This is a genomic window from Phytohabitans kaempferiae (assembly GCF_042433955.1).
GTDB lineage: Bacteria > Actinomycetota > Actinomycetes > Mycobacteriales > Micromonosporaceae > Phytohabitans > Phytohabitans kaempferiae.
The window spans coordinates 166,514-180,606 of record NZ_JBHLUH010000021.1; the positions used below are offsets into that span (position 1 = coordinate 166,514).

Consider the following 14,093-nt stretch of genomic DNA (forward strand, 5'->3'; position numbering starts at 1 on the left):
GATTTACTGAAACCTTTCGATGTTGTTCCGAGGTAAGGGCTTGCCTTAGCATCGCTGGTGACGCAGGGAGCCGACTCCTGGCCAGGTGCGTGCCGGTTGAACCGGTTCACGCCGATTGTGGGGCGCTGGGCACGCCGCCACCGTTCAATGGAGTCTCCGCATGCTTACTTCCAGGCGGCGCATCGCGCTGCTCTCCACCACGCTCGCCGGCACCGTGGCCGGCGCGGGCGTCCTCGCCGCCGTGGTCGCGACCTCCGCGTCCGCCGCCGCGGGCTGCCGGGTCGACTACGCCGTCACCAACCAGTGGCAGGGCGGCTTCGGGGCCAGCGTCACCATCACCAACCTCGGCGACCCGATCAACGGCTGGTCGCTGGTCTGGTCGTACACCGCCGGCCAGGCCGTCACGCAGGCGTGGAACGCCAACGTCACGCAGAGCGGGACGCAGGTCACCGCGGCCAACGTGAGCTACAACGGGTCGATCGCCACGAACGGGACCACCTCGTTCGGCTTCAACGGCTCGTGGAACAACAGCACCAACCCCGTACCGACGTCCTTCGCCCTCAACGGCACGACCTGCACCGGCGCGGTCGGGCCGACGACCGCGCCGCCGCCCACGACCACGGCGCCGCCGCCGACGACCGCGCCGCCGCCCACGACCGCTCCGCCGCCGACCACGCCGCCGCCGACCACGGGTCCGCCGCCGTCCGGCGCCAAGCAGATGGAAGACCTCAACCGCGGGCTGATCAGCGTCCGCTCCGGGTCGGCCAACCTGGTGTCGTGGCGGCTGCTCGGCACCGAGTCCGCGAGCACCGGCTTCAACGTGTACCGGGGCGGCACCAGGGTCAACTCGACCCCGATCACCAACTCGACCAACTACCTGGACAGCGGCGCCGCGGCGAACGCGTCGTACACCGTCCGGGCGGTCGTCGACGGCACCGAGCAGGCCGCCTCCGAGGCGTCGCTCTCCTTCGCCAACGGATACCTCGACGTGCCGATCCAGTCGCCGGGCAGCGGCTACTCGGCCAACGACGCCTCCGTCGGCGACCTGGACGGCGACGGGCAGTACGAGATCGTGCTCAAGTGGGAGCCGGACAACGCCAAGGACAACTCCCAGTCCGGCGTGACCGGCAAGGTCTACCTCGACGCGTACCGGCTCAACGGCAGCCGGATGTGGCGGATCGACCTCGGCATCAACATCCGGGCCGGCGCGCACTACACGCAGTTCCAGGTGTACGACTACGACGGCGACGGCGACGCCGAGGTGGCCGTCAAGACCGCCGACGGCACGCGCTCCGGCACCGGCCAGGTGATCGGCAACGCGTCCGCCGACCACCGCAACTCCAGCGGCTACGTGCTGAGCGGTCCGGAGTTCCTCACCATGTTCGACGGGCGCACCGGCGCGGCGCTCTCCACCGTCAACTACGAGCCGGGCCGGGGCACCGTCTCCTCGTGGGGCGACTCGTACGGCAACCGGGTCGACCGCTTCCTCGCCGGCACCGCGTACCTGGACGGCCAGCGGCCGAGCCTGATCATGGCGCGCGGCTACTACACGCGCGCCGTGGTGGTGGCGTGGGACTTCCGCAACGGCAGCCTCACGCGTCGCTGGACGTACGACTCCGGCAACAGCAACGTCGGCGCGTACGGCCAGGGCAACCACCAGCTGTCGATCGCCGACGTCGACAACGACGGCCGCCAGGAGATCGTGTACGGGGCGGCGACGATCGACGACAACGGCGCCTTCATGTACCGCACCGGCTTCGGGCACGGCGACGCGCTGCACGTCGGCGACCTCGTCCCGTCACGGTCGGGCGTCGAGATCTTCAGCGTGCACGAGTCCACCAGCCAGCCGGCGATGGACATCCACGCCGGTACCGGGCAGAACATCTGGACCGCGCCCGTCTGCGGTTGCGACAACGGCCGGGGCGTGGCCGGTGACGTCTACGCCGGCAACGCGGGCGCGGAGATGTGGTCCTCGGGCGTCGACGGGCTGCGCAGCACCAGTGGCGCCAACGTCGGCCGCAAGCCGTCGTCGGCGAACTTCCTGATCTGGTGGGACGCCGACCCGGTGCGCGAGCTGCTCGACCAGACCCGGATCGACAAGTACGGCACCTCGTCGGACACGCGGCTGCTCACCGCCTCGGGCGTGGCGTCGAACAACGGCACCAAGGCCACGCCGGCGCTCTCCGGCGACATCCTCGGCGACTGGCGCGAAGAGGTGATCTGGCGCACGTCCGACAACACCGCGCTCCGGATCTACGCCACTCCGAACGTCACCGACCGGCGGATCCACACGCTGATGCACGACGCGCAGTACCGGGTCGCCATCGCGTGGCAGAACACCGCCTACAACCAGCCGCCGCACCCGAGCTTCTTCATCGGGAACGGGATGGCGACGCCGCCGCAGCCGAACGTCTACCTGAGGTAGGCCCCAAGGCCGGCAAGCTCCGATCCGAGGAGCGTAGCGACGAGGGCGGAGCGCGCCGGCCTTCGGGCGTTCAGTGAGCGGAGCGAGCGCGGCCAGCAAGGGGTCCGGACGCGAATGTGCCGGCGGGGATGGGCACCTATCCCCGCCGGCACTGCGGTGCTTTTACACACCGTGTTCGCGTATCGCCGGCCCCACGATTCCGGCGGCCCCGCGCCCACTTGTCCAAGAGTAGGGCCCTCCCTGGTGCGGGCCGGTGACGTATCGATGACGTTGTTGTTTCGGTGACGACCATCGTTGTCCGGGCGTTTCCGGTGTTCAGCGCTCCGTGATCACCTTCCCCGGACCGGGCCCCTCAGCTCTCGGTCACTGCCTTCCTGGCCAGCTCGAACGAGCGGATTCGATCCTCCACGTCGTACACCAGCGCGGTGAGCATCAGCTCGTCCGCCTTCGTCTTCGCCTGGAGGTCTTCGAGCGCGTGGCGGACGGTATCCGGCGAGCCGATCGCCTGCCCTTCCCAGCGCTCGGCCATGAACTCCAGGTCCATGTCCGAGTACGGGTAGGCGGCCGCCTCCTCCGGGCTCGCGAGCGGCTCGGGGCGTCCCTGGCGCAGCCGCAGGAAGGACAGCGCGCTCGGCCGGGCCAGCCACCGCGCCCGCTCGTCGGTGTCCGCGCAGACGGTGGCGACGGCGACCATCGCGTACGGCTCGTCCAGCCAGCGCGAGGGGCGGAAGTGCTGCCGGTACAGGGCGAGGGCGGGCAGCGTGTTCGCGGCGCTGAAGTGGTGGGCGAACGAGAAGGGAAGCCCCAGGATCCCGGCGAGCTGGGCGCTGAAACCGCTCGACCCGAGCAGCCACACCGCCGGGCTCTCGCCGAGTCCGGGCGTGGCGACGATCCGCCGGGGCTGGTCGCCGGTGAACATGTTGATCAGCTCGGCCAGCTCCTGCGGGAACGCCTCCGCAGACAGCCCTTCGACCGTGCGGCGCAGCGCCAGCGCGGTCGCCTGGTCGGTGCCGGGCGCGCGGCCGATGCCCAGGTCGATGCGGCCCGGATGCAGCGCGGCGAGCGTGCCGAACTGCTCGGCCACGACCAGCGGCGCGTGGTTGGGCAGCATCACCCCGCCGGAACCGATCCGCATCGTCGAGGTGGCGGCGGCGAGGTGGGCGATCAGCACCGCGGGCGCCGAGCTGGCGATCGCGGGCATGTTGTGGTGCTCCGCCACCCAGAACCGCTGGTAGCCCATCCGCTCGACCGCGCGGGCCAGGTCGGTGGTGGCGCGCAGGGCGTCGCCGGAGCTGGCACCGGCGGCGACCGGCGCGACATCGAGGACGGACAAGGGTACGTCGATCACAAGATCGTGCAACTCCGCCAGCGCCGCATTTCTTCCGATCTCCCGAGCGAAGATTTGGGCTGCCGCGATGCCCGTCGCGGCCCAGACCGTCGCTCCCGCGGCCTCACCCTCCGTCTCCAGTCGCCGTCGCTCCCGCGACGGAAAGTAGATCGTGGACGTTTGCTGCCCTCCCTGAGGGCAGTGGATTACCACGATCTGCTGGGACGGTAGGTGAGGCGCATCGAGTCGGTGTGGCCGGACCAGGTGAGGTCGAGGTGCCAGCAGCCCGCCGCCGGCAGGTCGATGCTCGACGGCCCCGGACCGCCGGTCACCTCGTGCCTGGTGACCTCGCCGGCGCCGCCCAGCCGCGCCTCGATGACGAGTGGGCTGCCCGATTCCAGCGGCACGCGGGAGACCCACAGGATCTTGTTGTTTCGGTCGGGGAGGGGCGGCTGGTGCAATGGGTAGCCGAAGATGATCGCCGCGATGTCGCCCCGGGAGCCGAGCACGTACGGCATTCTCGGGGTCGCGTCGCTGAACCCGACCCGCGCCCACTCCGGCAGCACCCGCACCGGCACATCAGCCACGCATCCGGCATCGGCGGGGATCGACGTGCCAGCCGGCGGCGTGGCGGGCGCCGGCTGCGCGGGCCGTGCCGCCGGCTCCCCGCCGCCGTCGCAGGCGGCCAGCACGAGCAGAGCGGCGAGTGCCGCGATGCGTCTCATGCCTGTTCCGAGTCGTGATCGTCAGCCCCGGTTCCCCGCCCGTTGGTCCGAGCAGATCGTGGTGATCCGCTGCCCCCGGTGTCAATCCCCCGAAATCGTGGAGGACTCCGTTAAGCGGCTTCGGTCCTCCTGGCATTGGCCATAAAGCGCTCGTAGTCGATGGCCGCCGGCACCATCCACATCCGGCGCCACGACCACCAGAGCATCGAAGTGGATGACTGCTCCGACCGCATAGCGACGTGCCAGCATGGCATCAACAAATACCCAACCATCAATGCCACCGAACAGGGTGCGTCGGCGTCGACTCATCGATGGGTGATGGCTTGTTCGAGGAGGTCCTGAAGGACGCGCTGCTGCTGGGTGGTGAGGCCGGCCAGCGGTGACTCTCGGACGAGGAGTTCGAGGAGTCGTTCGCGGAGGGTGCTGCCCTCTGCGGTGAGGACGAGTTGCTTGGCGCGGCGGTCGGTGGGGTGCGCACGGCGCTCGATCAGGCCCTGTTTTTCGAGCTTGTCGACGACGAAGGTGGCGTTGGAGGGCTCGCAGCTCATGCGTTCGGCGAGTTCCCCCATGGTCATCGGTCCGGTCATCTCCCGCAGCGCGGTCGCCTGGGCCGAGGTAAGGCCCAAGGTGACGGCGCGTTCGCGCACGTGATCGGCGATCTGCTGGGCCAGTCCGTTCACCAGACCGCACAGCTCCCGCTCGGCGACGGCCTGCGGTTCTGGGGACGTCGTCATGCGTCCCATCCTAGCAAGTCCATCAAGCCAGCATATTTAGAGCTTGAACATTTCTGTCTTGAATATTTCTGGCTTGATGCTTACTCTTGCCGAGCCGCCGACGAGGGACGCGGCGATGACCCTGACCCGAAGAAGGGAACGCGACCATGGCGAACTCCGCGGTTGGCCCGGACGAGCGGCTGCGGCGGCCGGCGGGAATCCGCTCGGTGTGGCTGGGCGACACGAGGGTGTCCTTCGTGCCGGACGGGGCTATCCAGGGGAGGCCGCGCGGCTGGCTGCCGGATACCACCGATGAGATCTGGGCCGCTCATCCGGAGTACCTGGATGCCTCCGGCCATCTGGTGGCGAGTATCGGTGGACTCCTGGTGGAGAACGGCGACCGCGCACTGTTGATCGATGCCGGATGGGGGCCGGTGTCGCTGCCGGCCGAGCCGGGAAGCCCGAACGGCGCCATTTACGGTGGTGCGCTGCTGGACAGTCTGGCCAAGCTCGGCCGCAGGCCGGAAGAGATCGAGGCGGTGGCCTTCACCCACCTGCACATCGATCACCTCGGCTGGGCGTGGCATCCCGCCCCCGGCGGTGGCCAGCCCGTGTTCACCCGGGCCGAGTATTTGGTAGCCGAACCGGAATGGGCCCAACGCGACCTGCTTGCCCAGGGCATCACCGAGGAGGAGGCCACCGCGCTGACACCGCGCGTGCGTACGGTGACAGACGGGCAGGAGGTCTTCCCCGGCGTGCGGGTCCAGATCACCGGTGGTCACACGGCCGGGCACACGCAGTACGTCATCACCGGGGGCGGAACCCGGCTGATCGCCTTCGGCGATGCCCTGCATTCACCGATCCAGGTGGACCACCCCGAATGGTCCTGCCTCTACGACCACGACCATGCCCAGTCCGCCGAGCATCGTCATCATCTCGTTGCCGAGTTGGAAGAGCCTGACACGATCGGCTTTGGCATCCACTTCGCCGATGCGGTCTTCGGGCAGGTCCGCCGGGACGGCGCCGGCCCCGCCTGGCGCCCCCTGGACGTCTGACCCGCCCCGGGATCGGCCATGACAACGACAACCAACCTCGGCCTGCCCACCCGCTCGCCTGCACGGCACTGGCCGGGAATCGTCGCGGCCGCGCTGACCGCGACCGTGGCGGGGATGCCCGGTTTCACCGTCGGGGCGCTCGCCCTGTCGATCGAGGCAGACCTGCACATCTCCCGCAGCGCCGTCGGGCTGGCGATGAGCCTCTTCTACGCCGCCACCGCCTTCGGCTCGCCCGTCGCTAAACGGGTGGCGGCGCGGTTGCCGGTCCCCACCGTCCTCGCCGTCGCGGCGCTGGTCGCGTCGGCGGTCATGCTGGTGGCGTCGCGGGCGACCGGGCTGGCGATGCTGACGGCGATACTGCTGGTGGGTGGGTTGAGCAATGCACTCGTCCAGCCGGTGGCGGGCCGGCTGATCGCGGCGCGCGTCCCGGAACACCGGCGTTCGCTGGCCGCCGGCATGATCGGCGCGGCGCTGGGGGCGGGCACGCTCGTCCCCGGCCTGCTCGTCGCCCTGGTCCTCCCGGCGTACGGCTGGCGGACCGCCCTGCTTGTCGCCGGTATCGCCGCGCTCGTTCCGGCCGCGCTCGCCCCGCTGACCCGGGCACCCGATGGCCCGCCGCCCGTACGGCCGAAGGAGGCCGGCGAGGCCGGCGACAAGCAACGGACGGTCGGGCGGGTACTCGGGCTCTGGGCGCTGGCCGCGGCGCTCTCCGCGACCGGCAACAACGCGGTAGCCACGTACTTCGTCGAACTGGGCACCCACTCCGGGCTGGGCACCACCGTGACGGGGAACCTGCTGTCGCTCAGCGCCCTGTTCGCCATCGCCGTACGGATCACCGCCGGGGCGCTCACCGACCAGGCTCCCCGCCACAACCCGGCGGTGATCGTCACGATGATGCTCACCGGAGGCCTCGGGCTGGCACTGATCGCGATCGGGACGTCAACGACGTTCGTGCTCGGTGCGATCCTGGCCTTCTCCGCGGGATGGGGCTGGACCGGACTCCTGCTCGCCACCACCCTGCGCCTGGTACCCGGCCGGACCGAGGACGCCGGGCACACCGTGCAGGTCGGCGTCTACGCGGGCGCCACCATCGCACCGTTCGCCTTCGGTGCCCTCTCCAGCGCCTTCGGGTTCCCGGCCACCACCCTCGTCGCCGCCGTGGCCGCCGTCGCCGCAGGGGCGACGATGACCGCCGGGGCGCTGCTGCTGCGGAGAGCGGGCTAATCGGACGCGCCGGCCTCGGCAATTCAGAGTGATTTAAAAAGCGACAGAAGATCAGGGCTGCCGCGACGTCCGTCGCGGCCCAGACCGTCGCTGTGCCGTCAGAGCGTCGAATCTACCCTGCGTGTCTCGGTGGCAGTTAGGAACTCGTCAGGGTCAACATCAAGCCGGGCGCGTTTGGGCGATTCCCAATCCTCATCAGCCTCGCCGAGCGACGCCCATGGATACCCGCAGCCAATAACCTGACCAGTTACCCCGATTCTACTGTGGATACGGTCTAGGCAACCACATCCTTGCAGGTCGGCTGCACTTTTCCCTCATCGACCTCGATGCGCACGGGTTTTGGGGGTTGTTTTCCGTGAGGGTCGTCTCGTCGTGGGCAGGTGGGCCGGACCAGCCGAACGCCCCCAGCGCGTTGGCGGTGCCAGCCTTGGCCGCGATGCCGGCGCCGGCCAGGGCGGGGCAGGCGCTCAGGGCGGCGGCGGGGTCGGGAGTGCCCATCGGGAAGGGCCAGTCGCTGCCGAGCAGCACCTTGTCGGCGCCGAACACCTCGACCACCGCGCGGGCCACCTCGGCGTCGTGGGTCAGGCCGTCGACCCAGAAGCGGCGCAGCGCGTCCCGTACGGCGAGCTCCTGGTCGGGCAGGCCGGGGCGGGCGGTCTCCACGCCGCGCGACCAGCGGCCGGCCAGCGCGGGCAGGACGCCGCCGCCGTGTACGAGGACCACGCGCAGCGCGGGGTGGCGGGCGAGCACGTTGCCGAAGACGAGCTGGGCGGCGGCGAGCGCGGTCTCGACCGGGTTGCCGAGCAGGTTGTGCAGGTAGAAGTCGGCCATCCGGTGGTCGGGCGACTGGGCGGGGTGCAGCATCAGCGCGCGGCCGTCGGCGGCGAGGGCGCGCCACAGCGGCTCGTAGCCCGGCTCGGCGAGCGACGGGCAGCGCCCGCCGGCACCGGCCACCACCCCAACCCACTCGCCGTCGTCGATCGTCTGGTACGCGGCCAGCGCGGCCGCCGGGTCGTGCAGCGGGAGGTAGGCGAGTCCGCGCAGTCGAGGGCGGCCCTCGATGCGGGCGGCGAGGCCGGTGTTGACCGCGGCCGCCCACTTCACGCCGTCGTCGCCGGTGAGATCCTGCCGGTAGTACGGCGGGGGGACCGACACGATCGCGGCGGCGAGCCCGGCCGCGTCGAGGTGGGCCTCCAGGCCGGCGGGGTCGGCGAGCCCGGGCGGACCGTCCACGGTGTACGCCCGGTCGAGCACCGGCGACAGGTGTGTGTGGACGTCCACTCCGGTCATTCGGTGCTTCCCAGCACGGCGATCGCGTTGATCTCGATCAGGTAGTCGTCGTGGACGAACCGCGACACCTCGACCATCGTGGAGGCTGGCGGCTCGCCGGTGAAGTACTCCCGGCGCACCGTCCGCACCGTCTCGCGGTGGCCGATGTCCCGCAGGTACACGTCGACCCGCGCGATGTCGTCGATCGTGCCGCCGGCGGCCTCGACCGCGGCGGCGAGGTTGCGGCAGACCTGGTGGGTCTGCTCGGCGATGTCGCCCACGCCGGCGATCGAGCCGTCCGGCCGGCGCGCGGTCATCCCGGAGATGAAGACGAGCCGGCCCGGGCCGGCGACGGTGGCCGCCGAGTACGGGCCGTTGGGGGCGGCGAGGTCGGGCGAGGTGACCGGCTTCTTGGGCATGTCAGCGTGCGTCCTCGGCGCTCGTGTACCAGTCGGGCTGGGTCGGGTAGTGCGGCCCGTCGTACACCTCCAGCAGCACCGACTCCTCCTCGGCCCGGGTCGGGCCGTGCACGCTGCCCTTCGGGTTCCAGTAGAAGGAGCCGGGGGTGAGCGTGATGCCGGTGGGCTCGTAGGTGTACCGCCCGCTCAGGCAGAACATGAACTGGTTGGAGGCGTGCGCGTGCTCGGACGGGATGCCCGCGCCCTTCTCGAAGCGGACCAGCGCGATCGACGCGCCGCTCTCGTCGTCGCGCCACAGCATCTTGTGCGAGAGGCCGGCGAGCGTCTTGTCCACCCAGGACAGGTCGTCGGTCTGCACCATGATCTCGCGGAACCGGCGCAGCGCCTCGCCCTGCTCGCCGGCGGCGGCCCGGTCGGGCAGCTCGCCCGAGTAGGCGGCGGGTTCGGAGAGGTTCACCTCGGCAGTCCTTCCGGTAGGGGGACGTCCAGCTGCGTGGCGAGGTCGCGCAGCCGGGCGAGCACCCCCTGGTCGACCGCGACACCACGCTGGGCGGCGTCGCGCAGCCGCTGCGCCGAGCGCTGGCCGGGCAGGAGGACCCGGTCGACGCCCGGAGCGTACGGCGGCGCGGTCACCGAGGCTTCCAGATCGGCCAGCCGGGAGGCAAACCCGTCGACGTCACCGAAGGCGGCCACGTCCAGCGCCATGAAGAAGTGACCGCACTCGTTGGGGACGGCGGTGTCCGCGTACAGCCCGTTGACCCGGTCGCCGTAGCCGCCACCGGCCAGCACGCCGGCGAACACGTCGACCATGAGCGCCAGCCCGAACCCCTTGTGCCCGGCCGCCGGCAGCAGCATCCCGGCCAGCGCGGCCGCCGGGTCGGAGGTGGGCTGGCCGGCGGCGTCGGTGGCCCAGCCGTCCGGGATGCCGTGGCCGTTGCCGGCCGCCAGGCGGATGCGGCCGATGTTGGCGGCCGAGAGCGCGATGTCGAGGACGAGCGGCTCGTCCGGGTCGGGGCCGGGCACGCCGATCGCGACCGGGTTGTTGCCGACCACGGGGTGACCGCCGCCGGGCGCCGGCATCAGCGGGCGCGTGTTGGCGGTGGCGATGCCGATGAAGCCGCTCCGCGCCGCGGCCCGCGAGTAGCGCCCCGCCGCGCCGAAGTGGAACGCGTGCCGCACCGCGACCGCGCCGATGCCGTACTGGCGGGCCTTCTCGGTGGCGAGCGCCATCGCCTGGTCGGCGGTGAGCACGCCGAGCGCGTGCCCGGCGTCCAGGAGCGCGATCCCACCGACGTCGACCAGCAGCTCGGCCTCGGTGCGCGTGCTGACCGAGCCCTGGCGGAGGCGCTCGACGTACATCGGCACGAGGTGGGAGCCGTGCGAGGGCAGCCCGCGCAGATCGGCGTCGACCAGCGCGTCGGCGACGGTGGACGCGGCCTCCGCGGGCACGCCGGCGGCCGTGAAAAGGCGTTCTACCAAGGCGGTCAGGACCATCGGCGGTACGAGGTCGGACACGTCCCTCCCTCCGTTGGCGCCGTGTTCGCCGGGTAGTTGTATCAAATATCTCGTCTGCTCCGCTGGCCCGGCCCCCGACCACTGCCCGTCGAGCGGAGCAATACCGGAAGTACCTGTACCGGTCGAACAGCGCCCGGATCGCGGCCCGCGTGGCGTCGTCGCCGGCCGCGTATTCCTGGATCAAAGTTCGCAGCGTGGCCTCCGCGACCTCGGTGACGCCGGCCTCCTCGGCGGCGGGCGGCGCCTCGCGCATGCGCCGCGCCCAGCCCGCGAGGTCGTCGATCGGTACCTCGCGCTGGCCGATCGGCCGGATGGCGGCGTCGATCCGGGCGACGCGCTCCTCGATCTCGGTCAGATCCATGGGAGCCAGTCTGTCGCAGGCGCGCCGCAGGTGGGGCGTGGTGCGGGGCGGCTCCCGTGGCTTCGCGGGGCGCGGGGGTCCGGCCGCCCTGTACCGTTGCGGGGCACCCCCGACATCCCCCCGACCGGTGGAGCGCATGCGCAGCAAGATCGAGCTTCAGGATGCGATCCACCGTGCGCGGCGCGCGGTCCTCATCGTCAACACGCACTCACGCCGCGGGCGGCGACTCTACGAGGTCGTGCGCGGCCGGCTGGCCGCGGAGGGATTCCACCTGCTCGGCTGCTTTCCGGTCGAAAACACCGAGCGGCTCCCCGGTCAGCTCGCCGCCGCGATCGCGCTCGACCCCGACCTGCTCGTGGCGGGCGGCGGCGACGGCACGGTCAGCGAGGCGGCACGGCACCTCGCCCACCGGGACATCGCGCTCGGCGTGCTGCCCCTCGGCACCACCAACAACTTCGCCCGCGCGCTCGCCGTCCCGCACCGCCCGGCCGGTGCGCTGGGCGTGCTCACCGGCGGCAAGGTGGCCGACGTCGACCTGGGGCAGGCGGGCGAGACCATCTTCGCCAACCACGCCAACGTCGGCCTCTCCGCCCAGGTGGGGGAGGCGGTGCCGGCACGGCTGAAGCGGCACATCGGCAAGTCGGCGTATCCGCTCACCGCGGTCGCCCGGCTCCTCCGGCACCGGCCGTTTCGGGCTCGGATCACGGCGGGCGGCGACGAGTACGAAGTGGTCACCCACCAGCTCAACATCGTCAACGGCCGGTTTCAGGCGGGCCGCCCGATCACCAGCGACGCCACTGTGGACGATCGGGTCCTGCACGTCTTCCCGGTCGGCGGGCCGAGGCGGCGCCAGCTGCTCTCGGCGAGCCTGCGGCAGGCCTTCGCGGGGCAGCGCCAGCCCACCGCGCCGCCCTTCCTCGCCACCGACGACCTGACCGTGGAGACGGACCCACCGCTGCCGCTCGACGTCGACGGCGAGGTGCACGGCCGCACGCCGATCCGCGTGCGGCTGCTCCCCAACGCGCTGCGCGTGATGGTGGCCCCGTCCTTCGTGGACAACTGACCCTCGGGTCAGCAGCCCAGCTCGGCGATGTGCGTCTGGATCAGATCCTCGTCGGCGCCGGCCTCGATGAGCAGGTCGACCGCGACGATCGCGTACCAGTTGTCGGCCATCGCGTGCGCCGCCGCGGCCTCCGCGAGCAGGTCGGGGTCGGAGGAAGTGGCGGAGAGCTCGGCGAGCGCGCCGGCGCGGGTCAGGCCCGGCCGGTAGCCGCCGGCGTGATCGTCGGCGATGCGGCGCAGCCGGTCGACGGTGGCCTGCCGGTTCTGGGTACGGGTCTCGGGCACCCGCTCACCCTATCGCACACATGTTCGAAAGAAGGGCCCGGCTCGCCCGGCTACAGCTCGGCGAGCCGGCGGCGCAGGTGGGTGAGTTGCGGCTCGCTCAGCCCGAGCCCGATCGCCCGCTCGTACGCCACGCGCGCCTCCTCCGCCCGGCCGTCGCGGCGCAGCAGCTCGGCCCGCGTGGCGTGCCACCACGGGTAGCCGTCCAGCCCGCCGATCCCCTCGACCAGCGCGAGCCCGGCCGCCGGCCCGTCCCGCTCGGCGACCGCCACCGCCCGGTTGAGCCGCGCGACCGGGCTCTCCCCGGTGGCCAGCAGCACGTCGTACCAGGAGACGACCGCGTCCCAGTTGGTCTCGGCGTAGCTGGGCGCGAGGGCGTGGCAGGCGGCGATGGCGGCCTGCGCCACGTAGCTGTCGGGGCGGTCGGGGGTGCGGCGCAGCGCCCGGCCGACCAGCTCGACCCCCTCCTCGATCGCCGCCCGGTCCCACCGGGCGCGGTCCTGGTCGGCGAGCAGCACCTGCCCGCCCTCGCCGTCGAGGCGCGTCTCCCGGCGCGCGTCGTGCAGCAGGAGCAGCGCGAGCAGCCCCAGCGCGGTCGGCTCGTCGGGCATGAGGTCGGCGAGCAGCCGCGCCAGCCGTACCCCCTCGGTGGTGAGCGCGACCCGCACGAGGTCGGCGCCGGCCGCGGCGGCATAGCCCTCGTTGAAGATCAGGTAGATCGTGGTGGCGACGCCGGTGAGCCGCGCGGGAAGCTGCCGCGCCGGCGGCACGCGGTACGGGATGCGGGCCTGCGTGATCTTCTGCTTGGCGCGGGTGAGGCGCTTGGCCATCGTCGCCTCGGGCACGAGCAGGCCGCGCGCCACCTCCGCGGTGGACAGGCCGCCGACGGTACGCAGCGCGAGCGCCACCTGCGCCTCCCGCGAGAGCGCCGGATGGCAGCAGGTGAACAGCAGCCGCAGCAGGTCGTCGCGGATCTCCTCGGGCGGCTCCGGCGCCGGCTCGGCCAGCATGGTCGCCTCGGCCTCCTTGCCGGTCCGCCGTGCCTCCCGCCGGATGATGTCCACCGCCCGCCGCCGGGCCGTGACCAGCAGCCAGGCGCGGGGATTGTCCGGTACGCCGTCGCGCGGCCACGTCTCGAGTGCCCGCACCACGGCATCCTGGGTCGCGTCTTCGGCCAGGTCGATGCTGCCGGTGACGCGGGCGAGCGTGGCGAGCACGCGTGTGCCCTCCTCACGCACCAGCCGCGCGACCGCGTCACCGGCCGGCATCGCCCCGCCTACGCCTCGAACTCGACGACCGGCCGTACCTCGACCGCACCGTTCCACGCCGCCGGGATCGTCGCCGCGACCGCCACCGCCTCGTCGAGGTCGGCGCACTCCAGCAGGTAGAAGCCGGTCAGCACCTCCTTCGTCTCCGCGTACGGGCCGTCGGTGGTCACCACGTCGCCGCCCTTGCCGCCGGTGACCCGGACGGTGGTGGCGCTGGCCGTCGGGTACAGCGCCTCGCCGCCCCGCAACACCGCCGCGGCCGCCGCGTTGAAGTCGTCGTAGTCCCGCATCATGCCGGCGTACTCCGGCAGCGTGGGGTCGATGTCGGCCGCGTAGATGATCGCCGCGTACCTGGGCATGAGTGTGCTCCTGGAGGTCGGTGCCGGCGCCGCTCGCCAGCTTCCACTCTAGGGACGAACGGCGGCCCCGGGTTCTGGACAACCTGGAA

14 protein-coding genes are annotated in these 14,093 nt (G+C 71.9%); 4 read left to right on the forward strand and 10 right to left on the reverse strand.

Annotated elements, in window-relative coordinates:
- The first annotated feature begins 160 nt into the window (after positions 1–160).
- Positions 161–2,425: a rhamnogalacturonan lyase family protein gene (locus ACFFIA_RS14730; RefSeq protein ID WP_377251127.1), complete on the forward strand. Its 2,265-nt coding sequence runs from the start codon at positions 161–163 to the stop codon at positions 2,423–2,425.
- 352 nt (positions 2,426–2,777) lie between these two features.
- On the opposite strand, the gene ACFFIA_RS14735 is transcribed toward ACFFIA_RS14730, so the two are convergent.
- The 3 genes from ACFFIA_RS14735 to ACFFIA_RS14745 all read right to left on the reverse strand — a co-directional run bounded on the left by ACFFIA_RS14735 (position 2,778) and on the right by ACFFIA_RS14745 (position 5,211).
- Positions 2,778–3,773: an LLM class flavin-dependent oxidoreductase gene (locus ACFFIA_RS14735; protein WP_377251129.1), complete on the reverse strand. Its 996-nt coding sequence runs from the start codon at positions 3,771–3,773 to the stop codon at positions 2,778–2,780.
- A gap of 185 nt (positions 3,774–3,958) precedes the next feature.
- Entirely contained in the window at positions 3,959–4,477 is a 519-nt protein-coding gene (locus tag ACFFIA_RS14740) for a hypothetical protein (RefSeq protein ID WP_377251131.1), read from the reverse strand.
- Positions 4,478–4,782: 305 nt separating this feature from the next.
- Entirely contained in the window at positions 4,783–5,211 is a 429-nt protein-coding gene (locus tag ACFFIA_RS14745) for a MarR family winged helix-turn-helix transcriptional regulator (RefSeq protein WP_377251133.1), read from the reverse strand.
- A gap of 146 nt (positions 5,212–5,357) precedes the next feature.
- Here ACFFIA_RS14745 and ACFFIA_RS14750 point away from each other — a divergent pair, with 146 nt between their 5' ends.
- Together ACFFIA_RS14750 and ACFFIA_RS14755 are read left to right on the forward strand one after the other, a co-directional pair.
- A complete protein-coding gene (locus ACFFIA_RS14750) occupies positions 5,358–6,245 on the forward strand; it encodes an MBL fold metallo-hydrolase (RefSeq protein WP_377251135.1) in 888 nt (295 codons plus the stop codon).
- Between the two features lie 18 nt (positions 6,246–6,263).
- Entirely contained in the window at positions 6,264–7,469 is a 1,206-nt protein-coding gene (locus tag ACFFIA_RS14755) for an MFS transporter (RefSeq protein ID WP_377251137.1), read from the forward strand.
- Between the two features lie 258 nt (positions 7,470–7,727).
- Here ACFFIA_RS14755 and ACFFIA_RS14760 read toward each other — a convergent pair whose 3' ends face one another.
- From ACFFIA_RS14760 to ACFFIA_RS14775, 4 genes are read right to left on the reverse strand one after another with little or no spacing between them, the layout of a single operon-like run.
- Entirely contained in the window at positions 7,728–8,759 is a 1,032-nt protein-coding gene (locus ACFFIA_RS14760; RefSeq protein WP_377251139.1) for an amidohydrolase family protein, read from the reverse strand.
- Positions 8,756–9,157 (reverse strand): RidA family protein, encoded by a 402-nt coding sequence (locus tag ACFFIA_RS14765; RefSeq protein ID WP_377251141.1) that lies wholly within the window; start codon positions 9,155–9,157, stop codon positions 8,756–8,758. Before ACFFIA_RS14765 ends, ACFFIA_RS14760 begins: the two co-directional genes overlap by 4 nt.
- A 1-nt stretch (position 9,158) precedes the next feature.
- Complete coding sequence (locus ACFFIA_RS14770) at positions 9,159–9,614, reverse strand: cupin domain-containing protein (protein WP_377251143.1); 456 nt, start codon at positions 9,612–9,614, stop codon at positions 9,159–9,161.
- The gene (locus ACFFIA_RS14775) at positions 9,611–10,672 is read right to left on the reverse strand and encodes an Ldh family oxidoreductase (RefSeq protein WP_377251145.1); all 1,062 of its coding nucleotides are present in this window, start codon (positions 10,670–10,672) and stop codon (positions 9,611–9,613) included. Before ACFFIA_RS14775 ends, ACFFIA_RS14770 begins: the two co-directional genes overlap by 4 nt.
- Before the next feature lie 497 nt (positions 10,673–11,169).
- Here ACFFIA_RS14775 and ACFFIA_RS14780 point away from each other — a divergent pair, with 497 nt between their 5' ends.
- Positions 11,170–12,096: a diacylglycerol/lipid kinase family protein gene (locus ACFFIA_RS14780; RefSeq protein WP_377251147.1), complete on the forward strand. Its 927-nt coding sequence runs from the start codon at positions 11,170–11,172 to the stop codon at positions 12,094–12,096.
- Positions 12,097–12,104: 8 nt separating this feature from the next.
- Here the strand turns inward: ACFFIA_RS14780 and ACFFIA_RS14785 are convergent, their stop codons facing one another.
- Genes ACFFIA_RS14785 through ACFFIA_RS14795 form a run of 3 tightly spaced genes read right to left on the reverse strand, consistent with a single transcriptional unit; the run spans position 12,105 to position 14,004 of the window.
- A complete protein-coding gene (locus ACFFIA_RS14785; protein WP_377251149.1) occupies positions 12,105–12,380 on the reverse strand; it encodes a hypothetical protein in 276 nt (91 codons plus the stop codon).
- Positions 12,381–12,430: 50 nt separating this feature from the next.
- Positions 12,431–13,645, reverse strand: a complete 1,215-nt coding sequence (locus tag ACFFIA_RS14790) for an RNA polymerase sigma factor (RefSeq protein WP_377251151.1) — start codon at positions 13,643–13,645, stop codon at positions 12,431–12,433.
- A gap of 8 nt (positions 13,646–13,653) precedes the next feature.
- Positions 13,654–14,004, reverse strand: a complete 351-nt coding sequence (locus ACFFIA_RS14795) for a YciI family protein (protein ID WP_377251153.1) — start codon at positions 14,002–14,004, stop codon at positions 13,654–13,656.
- Positions 14,005–14,093: the final 89 nt, after the last annotated feature.